The following is a 23,459-nucleotide window of genomic DNA, read 5'->3' on the forward strand; positions in this document are numbered from 1 at the left end:
CCTACTCCCCGGCGGCGAGCCGGTGGACCGCAGACACGAAGGCGTCACCGCGCGCGCCGTAGTCGGCGAACATGTCCATGGACGCGGCGGCGGGCGCGAGCAGCACGACGTCACCCTCGCGGGCGAGCGCGAGGGCCTCCCTCACCACCTGGTCCATGGCTCCAGTGTCGGTACGGTCGACGTCGACCACGGGGACATCCGGCGCGTGTCGGGCCAGTGCGTCGGAAATGGCCGAACGGTCACGGCCGATGAGGACGACACCGCGCAGCGAGCCGACCGAGGTGCGCACGAGCTCGTCGACGTCGGCGCCCTTGAGCAGCCCACCGGCGACCCACACGACGTGCTCGTAGGCAGCCAGGCTGGCGCGCGCGGCGTGGGGGTTGGTCGCCTTGGAGTCGTCGACCCAGCGCACCCCGCGGACCGTGCCGACCTCGGCGATGCGGTGCGGCTCGGGGACGAAGTCGCGCAGGCCCGCGCGCACCGCCCCGGCCGGGACGCCGTGGGCGCGGGCGAGGGCCGCGGCCGCGAGGGCGTTGGCGACGAGGTGCGGGGCGGGGGCGGGGCCGCCGCGGGTGAGGTCCTCCAGCGACGCGAGCTCGGCAGCGCTGGTGCGGCGCTCCTCGACGAAGGCGCGGTCGGCGAGCACGTCCTCGACGAGGCCGACCTCGGACAGGCCGGGGACGCCGAGGGTGAAGCCGACGGCGCGGCAGCCCTCCTGCACCTCGGCTTCCTCGACGAGCCGGCGGGTCTGCTCGTCCTGGGCGTTGTAGACGCAGGCGACCTCGGTGTTCGCGTAGACCTTGCCCTTGGCGCGCGCGTACTCCTCGAGCGAGCCGTGCCAGTCGACGTGGTCCGGGGCGATGTTGAGGCAGGCCGACGCCCGCGGCGCGATCGACTCCGACCAGTGCAGCTGGAAGCTGCTCAGCTCGACGGCGATGACGTCGAACGGCTCCGGGTGCAGCACGGCCTCGAGCAGCGGGGTGCCGACGTTGCCGGCGCTCGTGGCCCGCAGGCCGGCCGCGCGAAGGATGGACGCGAGCATCTGCACGGTCGTCGTCTTGCCGTTGGTGCCCGTGACGGTGAGCCACGGCGCGGCGCCCTCGCGCGCCCGCATCCGCCAGGCGAGCTCGACCTCGCCCCACACCGGGACGCCGGCGCCGGCGGCGGCCACGAGCAGGGGCTGGTCGGGGCGCCATCCGGGCGAGGTGACGACGAGGTCGAGCGGCGCGTCGGGCAGCGCGGCCACGGCCTCCGGGCCGTAGGACAGCCGGGCCCCGAGGATGTCGAGGATGCGGGCTCGCTCGGCCATCGGCGAGCCGTCGCCCGGCTCGGTGCCGTCGACGACGAGGACGTCGACGCCGCGCTCGAGCAGGGCGTCGGCCGCGGCGAAGCCGCTGATGCCCAGGCCCGCGACGACGGCGCGCAGGCCGGACCAGTCGGCGTCGCGGTGGGTGAGCGCCGCGAGCCGTTCGGGGGTGGCGGTCATGCCGCTCCCACCACCCACTCGGCGTAGAACAGGCCCAGGCCGAGGGCCACGAAGAGCCCGGCGACGATCCAGAACCTGATGACGATCGTGACCTCCTGCCAGCCCAGGAGCTCGAAGTGGTGTTGCAAGGGCGCCATGCGGAACACCCGTTTCCCGGTCGTCTTGAACGAGGCCACCTGGATGATCACCGACAGGGTGATCGCGACGAACAGACCGCCGAGGATGACGACGAGCAGCTCGGTGCGGGTGAGGATCGCCAGGCCGGCCAGCGCCCCACCGAGGGCGAGCGACCCGGTGTCGCCCATGAAGATCTTCGCCGGCGAGGCGTTCCACCACAGGAAGCCGAAGCAGGCGCCCATCCCCGCGGCGGCCACGATCGCGAGGTCGTGCGGGTCGCGGACCTCGTAGCACTTGGTGCCCGGGTTCCACTGGCAGTTCTGGTTGAACTGCCAGATCCCGATGAGGACGTACGACGCGAACACCATGGCCGAGGCGCCGGTGGCCAGGCCGTCGAGGCCGTCGGTGAGGTTCACCCCGTTCGAGGTGCCCGCGACGATGATGTTGGCCCAGACGACGAAGAGGATCACCCCGACGAGCGCCCCGACGAACGCGAGGTCGAGGGGGGTGTCGCGGACGAACGAGATGGCCGTCGAGGCGGGGGTGCGGAAGCTCTCGTTGGGGAACTGCAGCGCGAGGATGGCGAAGACGACGGCGACGAGGGTCTGCCCGGCGAGCTTCTCGCCCGACCGCAGGCCCAGGCTGCGCTGCTTGCTGATCTTGATGAAGTCGTCGAGGAACCCGACGAACCCCAGCCCGGTCATGAGGAACAGGACGAGCAGCCCGCTGACCGTCGGCCCCTGGCCGGTGACGACGTGGGCGATGACGTAGGCCATGAGCGAGCTGAGGACGATGACCGCCCCACCCATCGTCGGGGTGCCGCGCTTGGTGTGGTGCGAGGTGGGGCCGTCGTCGCGGATGAACTGGCCGTAGCCCTTGCGCACGAGGAACCGGATGTACATCGGGGTGCCGAACAGCGCGATGACGAGCGACACGACGGCCGCGAGCAGGACAGCCTTCACGCCTGCTCCTCCCTCGGTCCGGCCAGTCGGTCTCCGAGCAACCGTAGTCCTGCGTCGCGGCTCGACTTGAACAGGACGACGTCACCGCGCCGGAGCTCCTCGCGGAGCAGGGCCTCGGCGGCGTCCGCGTCGGGGACGACCCGCACGTGGGTGGGGCCCTCCTCGGCGCCGGATGACGCCCCGTCGGCGAGCGGGCGGGCCGCCTCCCCGACGACGACGAGCTCGTCGACCCCGTGGGCGATGACCTCCGCACCGACCTCGCGGTGCAGCGCGTCGGACTCGTCGCCGAGCTCGAGCATGGTGCCGAGGACGGCCCAGGTGCGCCGCCCCTCCCCCATCCGCTCGAGGGCGGACAGGGCCGCGCGCATCGAGTCGGGGTTGGCGTTGTAGGCGTCGTTGACGAGGGTGACGCCGTCGGCGCGCTCGGTGACCTCCATCCGCCAGCGGCTGGCGGGCTTCGCGGACTCCAGTGCGGTGCAGACGGACTCGAAGGGCAGGCCGAGCTCCGTCGCGGCGGCGAGCACGGCGAGGGCGTTGCCCACGTGGTGCCGGCCGACGAGGCCGAGGGTGACGCTGCGGCGGCCCTGCGGCGCGACGACGGTGAACGTGGGCCGGCCGCCGGCGTCGAGGACGACGTCGACCGCGCGGACGTCGGCGTCCTCCGCCTCCCCGACGAGGACGACCCGCGCCCGGGTGACCGCGGCCATCGCGCGCACGGCGTCGTCGTCGGCGTTGAGGACCGCGACCCCGTCGGCAGGGAGGGCCTGGACGAGCTCGCTCTTGGCGGTGGCGATCGCCTCGCGGGAGCCGAACTCGCCGACGTGGGCGGTGCCGACGTTGAGGACGACACCTACGCGCGGGGGCGCGATGCGGGTCAGGTAGGCGACGTGCCCGATGCCGCGCGCCCCCATCTCGACGACGAGGTAGCGGGTGTCGGGCTCGACCCGGCAGACGGTGAGGGGCACGCCGACCTCGGAGTTGTACGACCCGACCGGGGCGACCGTGGGGCCGGCCGTGGCCAGGACGGCCCCGAGGAGGTCCTTGGTGCTCGTCTTGCCCGACGAGCCGGTGATGCCGACGACGCCGAGGTCCGGGAGCCGGTCGACGACCGCGCGAGCCAGGGCGGCGAACGCGTCCTGGGTGTCGGCCACGACGACGCACGGCACGCCCTCGAGGGCCCGGGTGGTGAGGGCCGCGACGGCGCCGAGCGCCACGGCCCCGCCGACGAAGTCGTGCCCGTCGGCGTGCTCGCCGACGCGGGCCACGTACAGGCTCCCGGGGCCGGCCTCGCGCGAGTCGGTGACGACCGGCCCGTCGACGACGAGGAGGTCGGGGTCGACCCCGGACGGGGTCTCGACGCGTCCCCCCGTGACGGCAGCGATCTCGGTGAGCGACAGCGGGATCACGCGCGCTCCTCCCCCGCGGCGAGGAGTCGCAGCGCCTCGGCGACCTCCTCGCGGTCGTCGAAGTGGTGCACGACGCCGCTCACCTCCTGGCCGGTCTCGTGGCCCTTGCCGACGACGGCGACCGTGGCGGCGGACCCGTCGGACCACACGGCGCGCAGCGCCTCGCGGATGGCTTCGCGGCGGTCGCCGACCTCGAGGACCACGACGTCGCGGCCGGAGGCGCGCTGTTCCTCGACCCCCTCGAGGATCGCGGCCCGGATGGCGGCGGGGTCCTCCGATCGGGGGTTGTCGTCGGTGACGACGACGACGTCGGCCACACCGGCCGCCGCGGCGCCCATCGCGTGGCGCTTGTCGCGGTCGCGGTCGCCACCGGCACCCGTGACGCAGACGAGGCGCCCGGAGGTCGTGGGGCGCAGCGCGCGCAGGGCGGCGTGGATGGCGTCCGGGGTGTGCGCGTAGTCGACGACGGTGCGGGGGGCGGCGACCTCCTGCGGGGCGGCGACCGACTCCATCCGGCCGGGCACGTGCGGGTCGGTGAGGACGGCCTCGCCGACGGCGCCGACGTCCTCACCGAGGAGCACGAGGGCCGCGGCGGCCATCGCGGTGTTGGTGACGTTGAAGTCACCCGGGAGGCTCGACCTCAGGTGGAGGTCGACCCCCTCCGCGCAGAGACGGAAGGCGGCGGGGTCGTCGGGGTCGACCTCGATGCGCCAGTCGGCGTCCGTGGCCGTGCCGATCGTCGTCACGGGGACGCCCGAGCGCTCGACGAGGCGGCGGCCCCACTCGTCGTCGGTGCAGACGAGGCCCCGACGGGAGCGCTCCGAGGTGAACAGGGAGGCCTTGGCGGCGAAGTAGTCGTCCATGTCGTCGTGGAAGTCGAGGTGGTCCTGGGAGAGGTTGGTGAACAGGGCGACGTCGTAGACGACGCCGTCGACGCGGTGCTGCGCCAGGGCGTGGCTGGAGACCTCCATGACGCAGGTGTCCAGGCCGCGCTCGGCCATGACGGCGAGCAGGGCGTGCAGGTCGGGCGCCTCGGGGGTGGTGCGGACGCTGCCGACCCGCTGGTCGCCGATCCGCGTCTCCACGGTGCCGATGAGGCCGGGCCGGCGGCCGAGCGCCGTGAGGGCCGAGTGCACGAGGTAGGCCGTGGTCGTCTTGCCGTTGGTGCCGGTGATGCCGACCATCCGGACCGGGAGGTCCTGCGTGCCGAAGACGGTGGCCGCGACCCCGCCGAGGACGGACCGGGGCTGCTCGACGACGAGCACGACCGTCTCGAGCCCCTCCGCCGCGATCCGGGCCGCACCCTCGGCGTCGGTGACCACGGCCGTCGCCCCGGACTCCACGGCCGCGGCGGCGAAGTCGGCGCCGTGGGCGCGGGCCCCGGGGAGGGCGGCGTACAGGTCACCGGGAAGCACCGCTCGTGAGTCGAGGGTCACCCCCGTGACGAGCGCCTCGGAGGCCGGTGCGGGGACGCCCAGCAGGGCCGCGAGAGCGCTGACCGAGGTGCTGCGGGGCTGCGACGGTCGGGGGGCTGGCACGTCGACCGACCCTACCGTGGGGTGCGCTTCTTGCCGTTGCGCAGGAGGGTGGGGTCGGCCTGCGCGTCCTTCGGGTCGACCTTGAGGGTGACGGGGGTCGCCTTCTTGCCGGTCGGCGGGATCTTCAGCTCCTGGAGGGCGTAGGTGGTGACGTCCTTGAACACCGGGCCCGCGACGTAGCCACCGAAGAACGGGTAGGTCGGCTTCTGCACGATGACGGCGACGACGATCTCGGGGTCGTCGGCCGGGGCGTAGCCGATGAAGCTCGCCGTGTGGCCGCTGTACTTGCCCACGCGCGAGTCGTAGTAGTCGGCGGTGCCGGTCTTGCCCGCGACCCGGTAGCCGGGGATCTGGGCCTCCTCGGCGGTGCCGTCGGGGCTGACGACGCCCTCGAGCATCCGGCTGACGTCGGCGGCGGTCCCGTGCGAGACGACCCGGGTCTGGGTGGATGCCGGCATGTGGGTCGTGGTGCCGTCGGCCTCGGTGACGCTGTCGATGAGGCGCGGAGACACCCGGACGCCGTCGTTGGCGATGGTCTGGAACACCGACGCCGCCTGGATCGCGGTGACCGACACGCCCTGGCCGAACGCGACCGTGGCGCGCTGCGAGCCGCTCCAGTCCTCGCTCTTGGCGAGCAGGCCGCGCGACTCCCCCGGGTACCCGGTGCCCGAGAGCGAGCCGAGCCCGAACTTGCGGAAGTAGGTCTCGAGCGTCTTGGGCTTGAGGGTCTCGCTGACGAGGATCGTCCCGATGTTGCTCGACTCGGCGAGGGTGCCGGCGACGGTGCGGTAGAGCGTCGCGTGCTCGTGGCTGTCCTTGAAGCTGTAGTCGTAGCGGGGCAGGCGGTTGGGGATGATGACGGGCGTGGAGGGCGTGACCGTCTTCTCCTCCAGCGCCGCGGAGATCGTCATGACCTTGGAGGTCGAGCCGGGCTCGAAGACGTCGGAGAAGGCGTAGTTGCCGAGCTTGGCGCCCCTCTTGCCGACGTCGGTGTCCGGGTCGAAGGTCGGGTACGACGCCACGCTGAGCAGGTCGCCGGTCTTCGCGCTCATGATGACGACGGTGCCGGAGACGGCCTTGGTCTCCTTGATCCGCTGGGCCAGGGAGTTCTGCGCGTACCACTGCAGGCTGGAGTTGATGGTGAGGTGCACGTCGTTGCCGTCGACCGCCGGGGTGGTGGAGCGGGCGGCCGCCGGGATGATCGTGCCGTCGCGGCCCTGCTCGAAGGTCTGCTGACCGGGCGTGCCCTGGAGGCGCGCGTCCTCCATCAGCTCGACGCCGCCGCCGGGCTTGCCGTCGGCCGTGACGTAGCCGACGAGCGCGGCCGCGGTGGTGCCCTGCGGGTAGGTGCGCTCGGAGCGGGTCTCACGGCGGTCGCGGTAGACGCCGGGGATGCCGAGGTCGGCGATCTTGTTCCACGTCAGCGGGGTGACGTCCTTGGACAGCACCCGGTAGCGGCTGGTCCCGGTGAGCTCGGGGACGAGCTGGGAGACGGTGGTGTCGAGCAGCGGCGCGAGGAGGGTCGCGGCCTTCTGGATGGCGGCCTCGGAGGTCTCGGGGGCGCACGTGGGCTTCTTGCTGCCGTAGGTGCACACGGCGGTCTGGTCGGCGACGACGACCTCGCGCACGACGCTCGAGGCGAGGACGGTGCCGTCGGCGGCCAGGATCTGCCCGCGGTTCGCGGGGATGATCTGCGCGGCCTCGCGCTTGAGCTGCGCCTCCTCGGCGACGGCGTGGGCGTCGAAGCCCTGGATGCGCACGAGCTGGGCGCCGAAGATGCTGAGGACGAACAGGGTCGCGACGGTGAGGAAGCGCATCCGGCGGCGCGGGTTGCCGGCCTGGCCGCCACCGGTGGCCGGGGCGGGACGCCGGCCGCGGCCTCCGCCGCCTGCTCCACGACGGGTGGGGGTGGCGCGGCGCGTGGTGGGGCGCGAGGCAGCGGACGTCGCGGCGCCCGGGCGGGCCGCGCCGGTGCGCGGTGCGCCGGTGCGCGGTGCGGTGGGGCGCGGCGTGCCGGCGCGGGAGGTCGTGGCGGTCCGGGAGGTCGCGGAGGTCTTGGCCGCCGCCGACCGGGTCGTCGCCTTCTGGCCCGTGGGCTTGGGTGAGGCCGCCTTGGCGGCGGTGGCCTTGGCGGTGGTGGCCCTGGCCGCGGGGGCCGTCGCGCGCGGCGCCGCCGCCGACCGCTGGCCCGTGGCCCGCGTCGAGGTGCCGGCCGCCGGACGGCCGGAACCCGGGGCAGCCGGGCGGGCGCGTCCTCCGGGCGGCGGGGTCCTGCGCTGGGTCACGGTGTCTCTTCCGGCGGTCGTGGGCGTCGTGGGGTCTGGCTCAGTGGCCGGGAGTCGTGGTGGTCGGCGTGCTCGGTGTGGCCCCCGTGGTGGTCGCGGGCACCGACGACTGCGGCGTGCTGGTGGTCGACGGCGTCGTCGGCACGGCAGTGCTCCTCGCGGGGGCCTTGGACTCGGTGACCACGCTAAATTGCTCGTTGGCCTTGGCCTTCTTCGCCACGCCGAGGACCTTGCCGTCGGACAGGCGCAGGAACGCCGCCGTCTCGGCCGGGACCATGCCGAGGCCGCGGGCGCGCTGGGCCAGGGGGCCCGGCCCGGACACGCCGTCGATCTGGTGGCGCAGGGCGTCCTGGGTGTCGGCGAGCTCGTCGGAGCGGTGCTGGAGGTCGCGCATCGTGTACGACCCCTGCGCCATCGCGGTGTTGAGGAGGAGGACCCCGACGAAGCCCCCGAGGAGCAGCAGGACGCACAGCGCGAGGAAGACGCCGTTGCCGGCGGTCTCCGGGGGCGTGACGACCTTCAGCTGGCGTGGTGCGGTGGTCGTGGCCCGCCGCGCCCCCTGGCGTGGGGCGGACCTGACCGGTGCGAGCTGGCTCATTCGGGGGCTCCGTTCGGGGGCGAGAGTCGTTCGGCGGCGCGGAGCCGGGCTGAGGCGGACCGGGGGTTGGTGTGCTGCTCGTCCTCGCTCGGCACCTCGGCGCCGCGGGTGAGGAGGCGCAGGTAGGCGGCGTGCTCGGGGAGCTCGACGGGGATGCCGGGGGGCGTGCGGCTCTTCGCCCCGGCGGCGAGGGCCTGCTTGGTGATGCGGTCCTCGAGCGAGTGGTACGACAGGACGGCGATGCGGCCACCGGGCGCGAGGACGCCGATGGCCGAGGTGATGGCGCGCTCCCACACCTCGAGCTCGGCGTTGACCTCGATGCGCAGTGCCTGGAAGGTCCGCTTCGCGGGGTGGCCGCCGGTGCGCTGCGAGGCCGCGGGGATCGCCGAGCGGAGCAGCTCGACGAGGCGGGCCGAGGTGGTGAACGGCTCCTTCTCGCGCTCGCGCAGGACCGCCGAGGCGACCCGGCCGGCGAAGCGCTCCTCGCCGTACGTCTTCAGGACGCGGGCGAGGTCGCCGTGCGAGTACGTGTTGAGGACGTCGGCGGCGGTGATGCCGGTCGACTGGTCCATCCGCATGTCCAGCGGGGCGTCGTGCCGGTAGGCGAAGCCGCGGTCGGCCTCGTCGAGCTGGAGGGAGGAGACGCCGAGGTCGAACAGGATGGCGCGGGCGGTGCCCTCGGCGTGCTCGGCCAGGACGGTGGCGATGTCGTCGTACACGGCGTGGACCGCGAGGAAGCGGTCACCGAACCCGGCGAGCCGCTCCCTCGACAGGGCGAGTGCCTCCTCGTCGCGGTCCAGCCCGATGACGCGGGCCTGCGGGCAGCGCTCGAGGACGGCCTGGGCGTGGCCGCCCATGCCGAGGGTGCCGTCGACGAAGAGGGCGCCCGGCTCCTGCAGCGCGGGCTCGAGGAGGTCGACGATGCGGTCGCGCAGGACGGGGACGTGCCGGTCGGCGGCGTCTCCTCTGCTGGTCATCGTCGTCGTCTCCTCTCGGTGTGCTGGTGGGGCGGTTCGGGGGTCCGGGTGCGGGTCGACCCGGCGGCTGGTCCCCATCCGATCCGTGCCCGGCGCGGGGGAAGTCGCGTCGGGAGGCGGGTCGGCTGGAGGCCGGCGGTCGGGTCGAGGTGCGGGGCGTCGGGGGTGGGCGTCGGGGGCGGTCGGGTGGTGAGCCGGCTCAGAGGCCGGGGACCACCTCCTCGGTGTCGACCGAGTAGGCGGAGTAGGCGGGCATGACCTCGGCGAGGTAGGCGTCCCAGGCGGTGGAGTCCCAGACCTCGACGCGGTTGCCGTTGCCGATGACCGTGCACTCCTTGTCGAGGCCGGCGTAGGTGCGCAGGGCGGCGGGGATGGTGACGCGGCCCTGCTTGTCCGGGGTCTCGGGGTGGGCGCTCGCGCGGAAGACGCGCACGAAGTCGCGGACCTGGCGCGAGGAGCCGGGGGCGGACTGCATCAGGGCGGAGATGCGGTGGAACTCCGAGGTCGGGAAGACGTAGAGGCAGCCCTCCTGGCCGGTGGTGACGACGAGGCCGTCGGCGAGGGCGCCGCGGAAGCGGGCGGGGAGGAACAGGCGGCCCTTGTCGTCGAGCCGAGGCGTGTGGGTGCCCAGGAACTCGTCCATGGCGGCACCTCCCGACCCGTCTCGACCCACCCGGCTGCCCCGGATTCCTCCACTTTACTCCACCTTGACTCCACTTGTCTGCGATTTCGCTGGCCGAACGGCTGAATCTCGTGAGTTCGTGCAGGTCACAAGTGGTGGTGTGAAGTGGGGCAGGAGAAGGCACCTCCCCACCATCCGCCCTCTGCAAGGGCCCCGCAGCGCGCGCGTGGGGGGCTCGGCGCCCCGCTCCGACGCGGGTCCACCCGCTCCGGAGGGCCCGTGGTGGTGCGGGGTGGGGCCGCGGGTGGAGCGGGGTGGAGCGCGAGGTGGGGCGTGGTGGCGGACGGCCGCGGGCGGCGTGACCGAACCGAGACGAGACCCGGTCCGCCGATTCCTTCCACCGCGGCACGTTCGTGGCGCAAGATCATGGGGACGCCCCGCAACACTCGCGCGTTGGGGCGGGTACGACGACGAAGGGACGAGCAGTGAGCGACCTCGAGAACGAGCGCCGGAGCGGGACCGACACGGACGGCGGCCGGCCTCCCGTCGACGCCACGGCCCGGGGGGCCTCCCTCGACCAGCTGCTCCAGGTGTCGAGCTCCCTCATGGCCGCGATGAACTCGGTCATCGAGGGCAAGGAGAAGGTGGTCCGCACCGCGGTCACCGTCCTGCTCGCCGAGGGGCACCTCCTCGTCGAGGACGTCCCGGGCGTCGGCAAGACGCTGCTCGCCAAGGCGCTGGCCCGCTCCATCGACTGCTCGGTGCGCCGCGTGCAGTTCACCCCCGACCTGCTGCCGAGCGACATCACCGGCGTCTCGGTCTTCAACCAGGACGTGCGCGACTTCGAGTTCCGCCCCGGCGCGATCTTCGCCAACGTCGTCGTCGGCGACGAGATCAACCGCGCCTCGCCCAAGACGCAGTCCGCGCTGCTGGAGTCGATGGAGGAGGCGCAGGTCACCGTCGATGGCACCACCTACGCGCTGCAGAAGCCGTTCATGGTCATGGCCACCCAGAACCCGATCGAGATGGAGGGCACCTACCCCCTCCCTGAGGCGCAGCGTGACCGCTTCATGGCGCGCATCTCGATGGGCTACCCGTCGGCGCGCTCCGAGCTGGAGATGCTCGAGGTCCACGGCGGCGCCTCCCCGCTCGACGACCTGCGACCCGTCACCGACGCCGCCGCCGTCACCGCGATGGTCGACGCCGTGCGCGGCGTGCACGCCTCCCCCGCGGTGCGGCAGTACATCGTCGACCTCACCACGGCCACCCGCTCCAGCTCGGCGCTGCGCCTGGGCGCCTCGCCCCGAGCGAGCCTGCACCTGCTGCGCGCCTCGCGCGCCCACGCCGCCCTCGCCGGACGCGACCACGTCCTGCCCGACGACGTGCAGCAGGTGGCGATCCCGGTGCTCGCCCACCGCCTCATCCCCACCGGGGAGACCCAGATGGCGCGGCGGTCGACCACCGACGTCGTCACCGACCTCCTCCAGCGCGTCCGGGTCCCCGCACCGACCCGCTGACCGTGCGCCAGCTCCGACGCTCCCTCACGACCCGCGGCGCGGCCTTCGCCGGCTGCGGGCTCGTCCTCGTCGCGTCCGGGATCCTCCTCGGCCAGCGCGACGTCACCCGGGTCGGTGTGCTCCTGCTCGCCCTCGTCGCCATCTCGCTCGTCCTCGTCCGCCGGCACGGGCTGCGGCTCGAGGTGCGGCGCACCGCGGCCCCATCGCGCGTCGCCATCGACGAGCGGGCCGTCGTGTCGGTCGTCGTGCGCAACGCCGAGGCGATGACGTCCCCCGTCGTCATGGCCGAGGAGTCGATCGACTACGCGCTGGGCGACCGGCCGCGCTTCGTCATCCCCGCCCTGCGGCCCGGCACCACGCAGGAGGTGCAGTACACGGTGCGCTCGCACACCCGCGGGGTGCACCGCATCGGCCCGCTCGCCGTGCGGGTGCGCGACCCGTTCGGGCTGACGATGCGCGCGGCCGCCGTGGGCGGTCAGGCCGAGGTCGTCGTCCTCCCCCGCGTCGTGGCCCTGCCCACGGGTCGGTCGCTCGGCAGCGGCATCGGGTCGGAGGGGTCGATCCCGCACATGGTGGCCCTGCACGGCGAGGACGACCAGACCATCCGCGAGTACCGCGACGGCGACGACCTGCGCCGCATCCACTGGCCCGCCTCGGCGCGCACCGGCGGGCTCATGGTCCGCCAGGAGGACCGCCCGGCCAAGCGCCGCGCGGTCGTCCTCCTCGACAGCCGGGCCGGCGGCCACGCCGGGTCCGGGCGGAGCAGCTCGCTGGAGTGGTGCGTCACCACGGCCGCTTCGGTGACCGCCCACGTCCAGTCGGCCGGGTACGCCGTGCACCTCGTGACCGCCGACCACGGCTCGGACACCGGGGCCCACCACGACGAGACGCTCGACGACGGCCTCGACACCCTGGCCCGCGTCACCACCGGGCCCGACGACGGGCTCAAGGCCGTCCTCCACGCCGCGAGCACCGTGACCTCGCAGGGCGGCCTCGTCGTCTACGTCGGCGGACCCCTGAGCGACGACGACGCCCGCGCCCTCGCGGCGCTGCGCCAGCCCGGCTCGGCCGGGGTGGCCACGGTGGTCGACCCGACCTCGTTCGGGGGCGGACGCTCGCGGTCCAGCGCCGAGGCGCCCGCCGAGGCGACGGCCGAGGTGCTGCGCGCCACCGGCTGGACCGTGACCGTGGTCGACGCCCGCACCACGCCCGCGGTCGCCTGGTCGGCCGTCGTCGGGGCACAGACGGTGGGTGTCCGGTGAACCGCGCCCGGCCGGTCGAGGCCCTCCTCGCGGCGGTGGCGACCCTGTCGGTCGCGCTGCCGCTCACGACCCTGTTCACGCCGACCGCCGACTGGTTCCGGCCGAGCCTGCTGCTCGTCGTCCTCGTCGCCCTCGTGGGGATGGGGGTGCGGCTCGTCACGTCGTCGCGCCTGGTCGTCGTGGCGGCCCAGGCGGTCCTGCTGGTCCACGGCGCCGCGCTGCTGCACGGGCAGGGGCACCTGTGGAAGAACGTCGTCCCGGTCCCCGACACCGGCGCCGCCCTCGGGGTGCTGCTCACCGAGGCCTACACGACGGTCACCAACTACACGGCCCCGGCGCCCGCGAACCGCGGCACCGTCCTCGCGGTGAGCCTGCTCATCGGGCTCACCGCCGTCGCGGTCGACGCCTGTGCGGTCACGTTCCGCTCGCCGGCCGCCGCCGGCATCCCCCTCCTCACGGCCTTCCTGTCGTCGGCCACCAACTCCGGCGAGGGCCTGGGCGCCCTCTGGGCGGTCCCGCCGGCCCTGGCCTGGCTCGCCCTCGTGGGGCGCCAGGGCGTGCGGGCGATGCGGGCGTGGGGCACCGCCGCCACCCGCGGCAACCGAGGGCCCTTCGCCGACCCCACCACCGTCTTCTCCACCACCGGACGCATCGTGGGGGTCGCCGCGCTGGCCGTGGCCGTCGTGCTGCCGGGCGTCGTGCCGCACCTGCCCACGACCTTCCTCGCCGATGGGCTGGGGTCCAGCTCGAACGCGCGCGGCGGTGGCGGTGGCGCGGTGCGGCTGTCGACGAGCGTCGACATCGCCCGCGACCTCGGCAGCCAGTCCACCGACCCGGTGCTGCGCTACACGACGACCTCCGAGAACCCGCAGCCGTTGCGCGTCGGCATCCTCGACACCTACCGGCGCGGCCAGTGGGCGGCGGGCTCCGACTTCACCTTCGTGCCGCAGGACGGCCGCATCCCCGACCCGCCCGCCGGCCCCGCAGTCCCCCGCCGCGTCGAGCGGGTCTCGGTGACCGACAACAACATCGGCGTCCCGCAGGTCGCGCTGCCGGAGAACGCCACGGGCAGCCCCTTCCCCGACGGGTCGTGGAACATCAGCACCACCGGGCTGGTCCAGCTGACCCGCCCGGTCGGCGAGTACAGCGCCGAGTACGTCGAGCTCGACCCCGAGGCGAACCAGTTCGGCGGCACCTCCGACGCGAGCGACGTCGACGAGCAGGACCTCACCGTCGACCCCCGGGCGGAGACCGTCGTGCGCGAGCTGCTCGACGAGATCACCGACCCGGGCGACTCGCAGCTCGACATCGCGCGCACCATCCAGTCGCACCTGCGCGGCACCGCGTACACCTACTCCCTCGAGCTGGCCCAGGACACCGGCGACCGGACCCTCCCGGAGGAGCCGCTGGCGCGCTTCCTCGAGACCAAGCGCGGGTACTGCGTGCAGTTCGCCTCGGCGATGATCATGCTGGCGCGGGCCGCGGGCATCCCGGCCCGGATGGCCGTGGGCTTCCTCCCGGGAGTGGCCGACGGCGACGAGCGCGTCGTGCGGATCAGCGACGCACACGCCTGGCCCGAGCTGCGCTTCCCGCAGCTGGGCTGGGTGCGCTTCGAGCCGACGCCCGGCAGCCGGAGCGGCACGGCCCCGGGCTACAGCCTGGTCCCCACCGACACGGGCAGCTCGTCTTCCCCCAGCGCCTCCGCGACGACGCCGTCGTCCAGCGCCTCCCCCTCCACCGGGCCGACCCGCGACCGCACCGACACCGGGGCCGACACCACGGGCGGCACGTCCGGCGCGGCCGGCGGCGTCATCCGGTTCACCTCCGACCACCTCACGGCGATCGGCGTCGCCCTGCTGGTGCTGCTCGCGGCGGCGGTCGTGCCGCTCGGGGCGTGGCTGTCTCGACGGCGCTCCCGACGTGACGCCGCCGACGACGCCGAGCGGGTGGAGGCCGAGTGGCAGTCGCTGCTGCTGCGCCTGCAGGACATCGGCTACCTCGCCCCCGACGGGTCCACGCCCCGCCAGGCCTCCCGTCAGCTCGGCAAGGCCGCCTACCTCACCCAGGACGAGACCGACGCCCTCGGGCGGGTCGTCGCGACGCTCGAGCAGGCGCGCTACGCCCGGCCGGGCAGCGAGCTGCACGACGTCGGCGACGACGCCCGCGCGGTGTGGCGCGGGGCGCTGTCGCGCCGGCGCCGCCTCGACCGGGCCCGGGCCCTGCTCTTCCCCGAGGAGGGACGCCGTCACTGGCGCTCGCTGTTCTCCGGCCTGGGGCGGCTGGTGCCGTTCCGGCGCGCGTCCGATGACGACGCGGGTCCCCCGCCCCCGGCCTCCCCCACCGACGCCGCCTGAGCCCACCGCCCCTCCTCGCGGCGAGTGCGGAAGTGGTTGCCCCGGCGACCGTTTCCGCACTCGCCGCGGGGTGGGGCGGGCACGACGAAGGGCCCCGGGCGTGTGCCCGGGGCCCTCGTCGTGCGTGCCGGTGACCTCAGTCGAGGTAGTCGCGCAGCGCCTGGCTGCGGCTGGGGTGGCGCAGCTTGCTCATCGTCTTGGACTCGATCTGGCGGATCCGCTCGCGGGTCACGCCGTAGACCTTGCCGATCTCGTCGAGCGTCTTGGGCTGGCCGTCGGTGAGGCCGAAGCGCATCGAGACCACGCCGGCCTCGCGCTCGGAAAGCGTGTCGAGGACGCTGTGCAGCTGCTCCTGCAGGAGCGTGAAGCTGACGGCGTCGGCCGGGACGACGGCCTCGGAGTCCTCGATGAGGTCACCGAACTCGCTGTCACCGTCCTCGCCGAGGGGGGTGTGCAGCGAGATGGGCTCGCGGCCGTACTTCTGGACCTCGACGACCTTCTCGGGCGTCATGTCCAGCTCCTTGGCCAGCTCCTCCGGGGTGGGCTCGCGGCCCAGGTCCTGGAGCATCTGGCGCTGCACGCGGGCGAGCTTGTTGATGACCTCGACCATGTGCACCGGGATGCGGATGGTGCGCGCCTGGTCGGCCATCGCGCGGGTGATGGCCTGGCGGATCCACCACGTCGCGTACGTGGAGAACTTGTAGCCCTTGGTGTAGTCGAACTTCTCGACCGCACGGATGAGGCCGAGGTTGCCCTCCTGGATGAGGTCGAGGAAGAGCATGCCGCGACCGGTGTAGCGCTTGGCCAGGGAGACGACGAGGCGCAGGTTGGCCTCGAGGAGGTGGTTCTTGGCCTTCTTGCCGTCCTGGGCGATCCACCAGAGCTCGCGCTTGAGCTTCATGTCGATCTTGCCGCCGGAGTTCAGCTGCTCCTCGGCGAACAGGCCGGCCTCGATGCGCTTGGCGAGCTCGACCTCCTGCTCGGCGTTGAGGAGGGCGACCTTGCCGATCTGCTTGAGGTAGTCCTTGACCGGGTCGGCGGTGGCGCCGGCGGTGACGACCTGCTGGACGGGGGCGTCGTCCTCGTCGTCGTCACGGATGACGAAGCCGGCGTCCTCCTTCTCGTCCTCGGCGGCGGGCGCCTTCTTGGCGGTGCCGTCCTCGTCCTCGTCGCCGTCGGCGGCGTCGGTGTCGGCCTCCTCGACGACGACGACCTCCTCGACGACGACCTCCTCGAGGTCCTCGGGGGCGTCCTCGTCGTCGCCGTCCTTGGCCGCGGCCTTGGACGTGGCGGCGGTCGCCTTCTTCGCGGCGGTCTTCTTCGCGGCGGGGGCAGCGCCCTCACCGGCGGCCGCGGCGGCGGCCTTCTTCGTCGTGGTCGCCTTGGCCGGCGCCTTCTTGGCGGCGGTCTTGGTGGCGGCGGGCGCGTCGTCGGTGTCGGCGGCGGCCTTCTTCGCGGTCGTCGTCTTGGCGGCGGCCTTCTTCGTCGCCGGCGCCGACGTGGTCTTCTTCGCGGCGGTGCGGGTGGCGGCGGCGGCGACCCCCGTGGAGAGGTCCATCGCCACGGTGATGCCCTGCTCACCGAGCGCGCGCAGCACGACCCGGCCGCGGGACGGCTTGACGTCGGCGGCACGCATCGCGTCGGCGACCTGCTCGCCCGTCACCGAGCCCGTGGTCCTTCCCTGGAGCACGAGGGACTGCAGTGCCTGGTGGGAGAACTCCGGCGGGAGCGCAGTGGACTCGGAGGGCTTCGTGGACACAGGCGACACCGACAACCTTTCGTCGCGGGAGGCCGACTCCGGGACACACGGGAGTGTGGTCCGGGGGCGGCGGGGAGGGTCCTGGTGCGTCATCGGCTCGTCCGTCCCGGCTGTCGCTCGGGGGGTCTGAACCAGGTGCGCACAGACATTATAAATCGGAGAGGGCTGATCAGGCACATCGTCCGGTTTCGACGCGCCTCGTTCAACGCCGGTGGAGCCGGTCCGATTCCGCTCAGGCCTTGACGGCGAGGACTGCGCAGGGCGCGTCGAGCAGGATGCGCTGCGCGTTCGACCCGAGGATCAGCTTGCCCACGGGCGTGCGGCGGCGCAGCCCGATGACGATGAGGTCGGCGTCGGTCTCGTTGGCGACGGCGATGAGGTCCTCGGCCGGCTCGTTGCCCCGGACCAGCTGGCGCACCTCGACCGAGAGGCCCGCACCGGTCAGCTCGTCCTGCGCCCGCTGGAGTTCGGACTCGGCGGCCCGCACGGTGTCGTCGTCGAAGTCGCGACCGCCGCGGTTGGAGTTGATGACGACGAGCGGAGCCTGTCGGGTCCGGGCCTCCTCGACGGCTCGCGCGAGGGCGGCGCGCCCCTCCTTGGTGGGAACGAAGCCGACGACGATGGTCACGATGTCCTCCTGGGGCGAACGAACGGTGTCCGACCAGCCGACCGTACCGCAGGGGCTGCTCAGCGGCCCCCCAGCACCTCGCGGATCAGCACGCCGACCTGCTCGGTCTCCACGAGGAAGCCGTCGTGCCCGTGCCGCGAGGTGACCACCGACAGGCCCGTACCGGGCCGGGCCGCCGCCATCTCCTCGGTGAGTCGCAACGGGTAGAGGCGGTCGGTCGTGACGCCGGCGACGTGCAGCGTGCCCTCGAAGCGACCCAGCGCCGCGGCCAGTCCCCCGCGGCCACGACCGACGTCGTGGCTGTTCATCGCCTCGGTGAGGACGAGGTAGCTGTTGGGGTCGAACCGGCGCGAGAGCTTCGTCGCGTGGTGGTCGAGGTAGGACTCGACGTCGTAGCGGCCCCCGCCGCCGAGGGGGTCCTCTCCGGTGCGCGGGCGGCGCCCGAAGCGCTCGTCGAGCTCGGCCTCGTGGCGGTAGGTGGTGTGGGCGATGCGACGGGCGATGCCCATGCCCGTGAGGGGCCAGTCGTCCGTGCCGTAGTAGTCGCCGCCGCGGAAGGCCGGGTCGGCGCGGATGGCGAGGAGCTGCGGCTGGCACCACGCCACCTGGTCGGCCGTCGCGTAGGCGGTGGACGCGACGACGAGCACGCGCTCGACGCGGTCGGGGTGGCCGGTCGCCCACTCCAGCGCCCGCATGCCGCCCATGGACCCGCCCAGCACGCCGTGCCAGCGGCGGATGCCGAGGTGGTCGGCGAGCGCGGCCTCGGCGGCCACCTGGTCGCGGATCGTCGTGAACGGGTAGCGGCTGCCCCACGGGCGTCCGTCGGGTGCGGCCGAGGAGGGCCCCGTCGTCCCCTGACACCCGCCGAGGACGTTGCTCGCCACCACGAAGAGCCGGTCGGTGTCGAGCGGCGCTCCCGGGCCGATGAGGTCGGGCCACCAGCCGGCGGACGGGTGGCCCGGGCCGGTGTCGCCGACGACGTGGCTGTCGCCGGTGAGGGCGTGCTCGACGAGGACGGCGTTGTCGCCCGACGGCGAGAGGGTCCCCCACGTCTCGTAGGCCACCGTGACGTCGGGGAGGACGCCACCGCGCTCCAGGGCGAGGTCGCCGATGACGGCGAAGCGGCGGTCGCCGACGGGGTCACCGGGACGCCAGACCGCTCCGGTCGTCCTCGTCGGGGTGGCCGTCATGACAGGTGCTCCTCGAGCTCGCGCTTGCCACACCGTTCGGTGGGGCCAGGTCATCACCCGGGGCACCCCACCGCGAGGAGGGTTGCCGCCCAGCAAACCGGGGTTTGGCACTGGGACTCATGACCGGCACCCATGGTACCCGCGGGGCCCGTCGCGCGTCCGGGCTCGTCCGCCACCCGAACACCCCACCGTCACCGGTCCGGGGCCGTCGCGTGTCGGGCCTCGTCGACCGACCGGTGACCTCATCAGCGCCGGTCCCCTGCCGTCCACCGGGCTCATCCCACAGACCTCAGGCCGGCGTCGCCGTGCGGCCGGCCGGGGCCGCGCGGGAAGCGCACGCCGCCGTCGACGAGCCGGACCAGCAGGTCGGCGAGGCGGTAGTCGGGCACGAGGCGCAGGGCCCGCTCGAGTGCCGCCCTGGCCACCGCTCCCTCACCGTCGGCCCACGCCACGTGGGCAGCCACGGTGCAGATCGCGGCGGCCTCGCCGTCGCACGAGTCCGGGACGGCCCGGCACACGTCGAGGAGGCGACCCAGCAGGGCGGGGTGGTCGGTGCGGACGACCGGTGCCCGGCGCGCGGGCGTCGGCCACAGGGGCACCGAGGTCCGCAGCAGGGCCAGCACCGCGGGCTCGACCTCCCGGGACGGCAGGACCCCCGGGGAGAGCCAGCCGATGAGGCCGTCGCGCCATCCGACGTCGGCGAGGGCGAGGACCGCATCGGCCACGACGACGTCATCGGGTGGGTCGCTGCCGGCACCGGGCTCGAGGAGGCGCCCCCACGCCCTGGCCCATCGTCGGCGCCCGGGGCGCCGGTCCGCCCGGGCGGCGATGGCCCGTGCCACGCCCTCGTCCCGGGCGCCGTCGGGCTCGACGAGCCGGTCGACGTCGTCGCGCGAGGGCAGCGGCGCCCGGCCGAGGGCCACGAGGTCGGCCACCGCGGGGACGGTGGTGGGGTCGCGCAGCGGCTCGCCGTCGGCGGGGCAGCACGCCTCGGAGCAGATCGGCGAGAAGCGTCGCCCGTCGCGGACCACGGCGACGTCGACGACCTCCGCCCCCGCCTCCTCGAGCTGTTCGACCAGGGAGAGCAGGACCGGCGTGCTCGCGTCGGGGGCGTCCTCCCACGCGACGACGACCACGGCCGTGGCCCCGTCGCGCATCAGGGGTCCGACGAGGGAGGCCGCGGCCTCGACGGCGTGTTCCTCGGGGGGCAGGTCGGTGCGCGCGACCATCCCCATCGAGCGGCCGCGCAGCGCCACCGCGACGACGCTGTTCCGCGGGTGGTAGCCGAGCTGGTACGGGAGGACCGCGATGACCTCGTCGGGTCCCCGGAGCGTGATGTCTGCTGTCATGCCGACCACGCTCGTCGGCACAGCGCGGCGGCACCAGAGTTGGTCTTCTGCCCTGTGGACAACCGGGATTCGGGCCGACCTGTGGACAGAGCCCGCCCACCCATCCGACGGGTCGAGGTGAAACGCGACCACCTCAGGGTCGGGTTTCACCTCGAATCGCGCATCCCCACATCGGGTCGAGGTGAAAGGCGACCACCTCAGGGTCGGATTTCACCTCGAACCGCCGAGCAGCCCAGGGGCGAGCCAGCGTCAGGGGACGACGTCTCCGCGCACCGTCGAGCTGGAGGCCGGGCGCTCCGGCCGGGGAGCCCCCGCGGCCGAGGACGACCCCGGCGCGGTCGACGACCCGGGTGACGCCGGCGCCTCGCCCCGCGGCGTGCGCCCCACCGAGCGCTCCCACTCGAGGAACGACTCGGTCTCCTCGACGAGCTGGGTGGCCAGCCAGCCCAGGACCATGGCGTCGTCGGCGAGGCCGAGGAGACCGAAGATCCCCTCGGGCAGCAGGTCGACCGGCGAGGCGATGTAGCCCGCCGCCGCGAGCATCAGCGCGAGCCGACCCTTGGACAGCCCGACGTAGTCACCGCTGGCCACCGCCTTGGCGAGACGGGGCACGGCGGACGCCCTCTCCCCCAGCGTCGGCCCTCCCGGTCGCATGGCCCTCTGCACGGCCTTGTAGACGGCACCGACGGCCACGAGACGGTTGGCACGAGATGGCATGGGTCCTCCTGGTGGTACCGGAACCGACGCGGTTCCGTGCTGACGAAACGAACGACGTCCGGCGCGCGGCTCCCGTTCCCGCCGCGGCCGCCGAACCGACGACCTACGCCGGACCGGCCGCGATGTGGCCTGCCGCCGCGCGGGGGAACTCGCGGCGCGCGTTGTCGGCGACCCGGTTGAGCATCCAGGCGTCGAGCCCGGCCCCGACGACGCCGCCGACGACCGGGACGAACCGCCCGACCTTGGACAGCGTCCCCTTGCCCACCGTGGCGAGCAGCCGGAACCCCACGCCCTTGTTGACGACCATGAGCGCCGGCCCGGGGAGCCGCTGGGCGGCGAGGTTGACCATCCGCCCGCCCGGCGCGACCATCCCGGCCTTGCGCAGGAGGTCGTCGGCGTCGGCGCCCACGAGGGTGAGCAGCACCGCCGTGCGGATCTGCTCGGTGGCGATGTCGTGGCCGCGCAGCCGGGCGACGGCGGCCGTCATCCGGGTGGCGAGGAGGTAGAACCCGAGCACGTTGGCGGGCAGCGCCACCGGCCAGGTGATGAAGCCGCCCAGGCTCGTGACGAACCCGGCGGCGCCGCCGAGGCGCAGGTGGGTGCGGACGACCGACGCGACGGCCTTCTCGACGTCACCGCCCGAGGACGCGAGCGCCCGGTCGGCGACCTCCGTGGCGGAGTCGAACGGGCCCTTGCCGTCGATGCCGAGGTCGAGCATGTTCTGCACGAGCCGGGTGGCCTGGTTGCCGAGGGCCCCCTCGTCGCGGGGCCCGTCCTTGGCCGTGTCGAGGGCGCTGCGGACGTCCTTGACGGCCTTGCGGGTGCGGCCCTTGCCGAAGCCGGGGATGTCCACGGGAGTCCTCCTCGGACCATCGCGCACCGGCCTGGTCGGCCGGTGCCTCGTGGTTCGATCCTGCCACGTCACCGGGGGTGCGACGCCCCTGACGGACCGGCCCCCTACGCTTCGGCCATGATCCCGGGAGACGTGGTGGCCCTCGCCGTCACGCCCCCCGGGCCCGGTCCGCGCCACGCCGCGCTCGTCACCGCCCAGGGCGCCCGGACTCTCCCCCTCGATGCCGCGATGGAGGCGGCGCGCCTCCTCGAGGACGACCGCTCGCCACGATGGGTGTGGTGGTCCGCCGAGGCCGCGGCCACCCCCCTCGTCGCCGCCGGCATCGCACCGAAGCGCGCGTGGGACGTGGCCGAGGCGCACCGCCTGATGCAGGGGGGCTGGGCGGCCGAGCCCGGGCTCACCTGGGCCGTGGCGCACGGCCTCTCCCCCGACGGCGTCGCCGCTCCCCCGACGGGCGACCTGTTCGAGCTCGTCTCCGACCGGGCCGCCACCGACCCCGCCGCCGTCGCCCTGCCCGACGGCCACCTGCGCGGCGACCACGCCGAGTGGCTGCGCGACCCGGGCCACCTCGAGGCGTGGGCGCGGGCCGCCCTCGAGACCGCCCACCTCCAGCACGAGGCCGCCGAACGCACCAGCGCGCGCCTCGTCGGCACGGTGCACGCCGAGTCGGCGGCGGCGCTGATGTGCGTCGAGCTGTACCGCGACGGACTGCCGCTCGACCGCGCCCGCACCGAGGAGCTCGTCGCGGCCTCCGCCGGGCCCCGCCCCACCACCGACGCCGAGGACGCCGCCTCCCGCCGCGAGCGCGACGCCCTCGTCCTGCGGCACGCCCCCGGCCGCGAGTCCACCGACCTGCGCAACCCGGCGCAGGTCAAGGAGCTCCTGGCCGCCGTGGGGGTCGACGTGCCCAACACCCGCAAGTGGGTCCTCGAGCCGTACCGGTCGGTGCACCCGCTCGTGGACGCCCTGCTCGACTGGCGGCGCGACGAGCGCATCGCCACCACCTACGGCTACCGCTGGCTCGACGCCCACGTCGGCCCCGACGACCGGCTGCGCGGCCACTGGACCGCCTGCGACGGCGCCGCCGGCCGGATGACCGCCGAGAACGGCCTGCACAACCTCCCTGCCGCGCTGCGCCCGGGGGTTGCCGCCCACCCGGGGCACGTCCTCGTGCGCGCCGACCTCGGGCAGATCGAGCCGCGGGTGCTCGCCGTGGTCTCCGGCGACGCCTCGTTCGCCGCGGCCACTCGCGCCGACGACCTCTACGCCCCCGTCGCCCAGCGCCTCGGCGTCGACCGCCCGGTCGCCAAGATCGCCGTCCTCGCCGCGATGTACGGCCAGCGCAGCGGCGCGGCCGGCGAGGCGCTCAAGGGCCTCGAGCGGGCCTACCCCGTGGCGATGGCGCTGCTCGACCGCGCGTACGACTCCGGCCGGCGCGGCGAACCGCTCCGAACCTGGGGCGGGCGGCTCATCCCCACGGGCCGCTTCCTCGCCTCGAGCCCCGTCGGCGCCGACCCCCAGCTCGATGCCGCGCGCGGTCGGTTCGCCCGCAACGCCATCATCCAGGGGGCGGCGGCCGAGCTGTTCAAGGCCTGGGCGGCCACGGTGCGGGCCACCACGCGCGACCTCGGGGCGCAGGTCGTCCTCTGCCTGCACGACGAGCTGCTCGTCCACGTGCCGGTGGAGCAGGCGGCCGAGGTCGCCGCCCGGGTCGACCGCGCCCTCGAGGACGCCTCACGCCGCTGGGCCCGGGGCGCGCCGGTGCGGTTCGTCTCCGACACCTCGGTCATCGCCCGCTGGTCCGACGCCAAGGACTGACACGGTCACTGACCGCCACCC

The 23,459-nt window shown here is 74.3% G+C and carries 18 protein-coding genes and 1 riboswitch; of the genes, 4 read left to right on the top strand and 14 right to left on the bottom strand.

What is annotated here, in order from left to right; translation table 11 throughout:
* Nucleotide 1 precedes the first annotated feature (1 nt).
* From murD to mraZ, 8 genes are all read right to left on the bottom strand, one after another.
* A complete protein-coding gene (gene murD, locus ACFLFB_RS12025; RefSeq protein WP_392542416.1) occupies nucleotides 2-1,486 on the bottom strand; it encodes a UDP-N-acetylmuramoyl-L-alanine--D-glutamate ligase in 1,485 nt (494 codons plus the stop codon).
* Nucleotides 1,483-2,565 carry a phospho-N-acetylmuramoyl-pentapeptide-transferase gene (mraY, locus tag ACFLFB_RS12030; protein ID WP_392542417.1) on the bottom strand — a complete coding sequence of 361 codons (1,083 nt, stop codon included), beginning with the start codon at nucleotides 2,563-2,565 and terminating at the stop codon, nucleotides 1,483-1,485. The genes murD and mraY overlap by 4 nt, the downstream gene beginning before the upstream one ends.
* The gene (murF, locus tag ACFLFB_RS12035; protein ID WP_392542418.1) at nucleotides 2,562-3,971 is read right to left on the bottom strand and encodes a UDP-N-acetylmuramoyl-tripeptide--D-alanyl-D-alanine ligase; all 1,410 of its coding nucleotides are present in this window, start codon (nucleotides 3,969-3,971) and stop codon (nucleotides 2,562-2,564) included. The genes mraY and murF overlap by 4 nt, the downstream gene beginning before the upstream one ends.
* On the bottom strand, nucleotides 3,968-5,509 hold the full coding sequence (locus ACFLFB_RS12040) for a UDP-N-acetylmuramoyl-L-alanyl-D-glutamate--2,6-diaminopimelate ligase (protein WP_392542419.1): 1,542 nt from the start codon (nucleotides 5,507-5,509) through the stop codon (nucleotides 3,968-3,970). Before ACFLFB_RS12040 ends, murF begins: the two co-directional genes overlap by 4 nt.
* An 11-nt stretch (nucleotides 5,510-5,520) precedes the next feature.
* The gene (locus tag ACFLFB_RS12045; protein WP_392542420.1) at nucleotides 5,521-7,794 is read right to left on the bottom strand and encodes a peptidoglycan D,D-transpeptidase FtsI family protein; all 2,274 of its coding nucleotides are present in this window, start codon (nucleotides 7,792-7,794) and stop codon (nucleotides 5,521-5,523) included.
* A gap of 40 nt (nucleotides 7,795-7,834) precedes the next feature.
* Complete coding sequence (locus tag ACFLFB_RS12050; RefSeq protein ID WP_392542421.1) at nucleotides 7,835-8,392, bottom strand: hypothetical protein; 558 nt, start codon at nucleotides 8,390-8,392, stop codon at nucleotides 7,835-7,837.
* Nucleotides 8,389-9,369 carry a 16S rRNA (cytosine(1402)-N(4))-methyltransferase RsmH gene (gene rsmH, locus ACFLFB_RS12055; protein WP_392542422.1) on the bottom strand — a complete coding sequence of 327 codons (981 nt, stop codon included), beginning with the start codon at nucleotides 9,367-9,369 and terminating at the stop codon, nucleotides 8,389-8,391. The genes ACFLFB_RS12050 and rsmH overlap by 4 nt, the downstream gene beginning before the upstream one ends.
* 199 nt (nucleotides 9,370-9,568) lie before the next feature.
* Complete coding sequence (gene mraZ / locus ACFLFB_RS12060) at nucleotides 9,569-10,012, bottom strand: division/cell wall cluster transcriptional repressor MraZ (protein WP_392542423.1); 444 nt, start codon at nucleotides 10,010-10,012, stop codon at nucleotides 9,569-9,571.
* A 584-nt stretch (nucleotides 10,013-10,596) separates the two neighbouring features.
* On the opposite strand from mraZ, the gene ACFLFB_RS12065 reads away from it, so the two are divergent.
* The 3 genes from ACFLFB_RS12065 to ACFLFB_RS12075 are packed head-to-tail and all read left to right on the top strand — an operon-like array spanning nucleotide 10,597 to nucleotide 15,124.
* Nucleotides 10,597-11,508 (top strand): AAA family ATPase, encoded by a 912-nt coding sequence (locus ACFLFB_RS12065; RefSeq protein WP_392545417.1) that lies wholly within the window; start codon nucleotides 10,597-10,599, stop codon nucleotides 11,506-11,508.
* Between the two features lie 2 nt (nucleotides 11,509-11,510).
* A complete protein-coding gene (locus ACFLFB_RS12070; RefSeq protein WP_392542424.1) occupies nucleotides 11,511-12,770 on the top strand; it encodes a DUF58 domain-containing protein in 1,260 nt (419 codons plus the stop codon).
* The gene (locus tag ACFLFB_RS12075; RefSeq protein WP_392542425.1) at nucleotides 12,767-15,124 is read left to right on the top strand and encodes a transglutaminaseTgpA domain-containing protein; all 2,358 of its coding nucleotides are present in this window, start codon (nucleotides 12,767-12,769) and stop codon (nucleotides 15,122-15,124) included. Before ACFLFB_RS12070 ends, ACFLFB_RS12075 begins: the two co-directional genes overlap by 4 nt.
* 136 nt (nucleotides 15,125-15,260) lie before the next feature.
* Here ACFLFB_RS12075 and ACFLFB_RS12080 read toward each other — a convergent pair whose 3' ends face one another.
* The 6 genes from ACFLFB_RS12080 to ACFLFB_RS12105 all read right to left on the bottom strand — a co-directional run bounded on the left by ACFLFB_RS12080 (nucleotide 15,261) and on the right by ACFLFB_RS12105 (nucleotide 21,620).
* Complete coding sequence (locus ACFLFB_RS12080) at nucleotides 15,261-16,883, bottom strand: RNA polymerase sigma factor (RefSeq protein ID WP_392542426.1); 1,623 nt, start codon at nucleotides 16,881-16,883, stop codon at nucleotides 15,261-15,263.
* A 232-nt stretch (nucleotides 16,884-17,115) separates the two neighbouring features.
* Nucleotides 17,116-17,511, bottom strand: coding sequence for a universal stress protein (locus ACFLFB_RS12085; RefSeq protein WP_392542427.1), 396 nt, complete (start codon nucleotides 17,509-17,511; stop codon nucleotides 17,116-17,118).
* Nucleotides 17,512-17,570: 59 nt separating this feature from the next.
* Nucleotides 17,571-18,701 (bottom strand): homoserine O-acetyltransferase, encoded by a 1,131-nt coding sequence (locus ACFLFB_RS12090; protein ID WP_392542428.1) that lies wholly within the window; start codon nucleotides 18,699-18,701, stop codon nucleotides 17,571-17,573.
* Between the two features lie 15 nt (nucleotides 18,702-18,716).
* A riboswitch (SAM riboswitch) is annotated at nucleotides 18,717-18,826 on the bottom strand.
* A 150-nt stretch (nucleotides 18,827-18,976) separates the two neighbouring features.
* The gene (locus ACFLFB_RS12095; protein ID WP_392542429.1) at nucleotides 18,977-20,050 is read right to left on the bottom strand and encodes a DUF4192 domain-containing protein; all 1,074 of its coding nucleotides are present in this window, start codon (nucleotides 20,048-20,050) and stop codon (nucleotides 18,977-18,979) included.
* Between the two features lie 249 nt (nucleotides 20,051-20,299).
* Nucleotides 20,300-20,767, bottom strand: a complete 468-nt coding sequence (locus ACFLFB_RS12100; protein WP_392542430.1) for a DUF1232 domain-containing protein — start codon at nucleotides 20,765-20,767, stop codon at nucleotides 20,300-20,302.
* A gap of 103 nt (nucleotides 20,768-20,870) precedes the next feature.
* Complete coding sequence (locus ACFLFB_RS12105; RefSeq protein ID WP_392542431.1) at nucleotides 20,871-21,620, bottom strand: hypothetical protein; 750 nt, start codon at nucleotides 21,618-21,620, stop codon at nucleotides 20,871-20,873.
* A gap of 117 nt (nucleotides 21,621-21,737) precedes the next feature.
* On the opposite strand from ACFLFB_RS12105, the gene ACFLFB_RS12110 reads away from it, so the two are divergent.
* Nucleotides 21,738-23,438, top strand: coding sequence for a DNA polymerase (locus ACFLFB_RS12110; protein ID WP_392542432.1), 1,701 nt, complete (start codon nucleotides 21,738-21,740; stop codon nucleotides 23,436-23,438).
* The last annotated feature ends 21 nt before the right edge of the window (nucleotides 23,439-23,459 follow it).

The sequence above is a fragment of the Oryzobacter telluris genome, assembly GCF_043099285.1.
Lineage (GTDB): Bacteria > Actinomycetota > Actinomycetes > Actinomycetales > Dermatophilaceae > Oryzobacter > Oryzobacter telluris.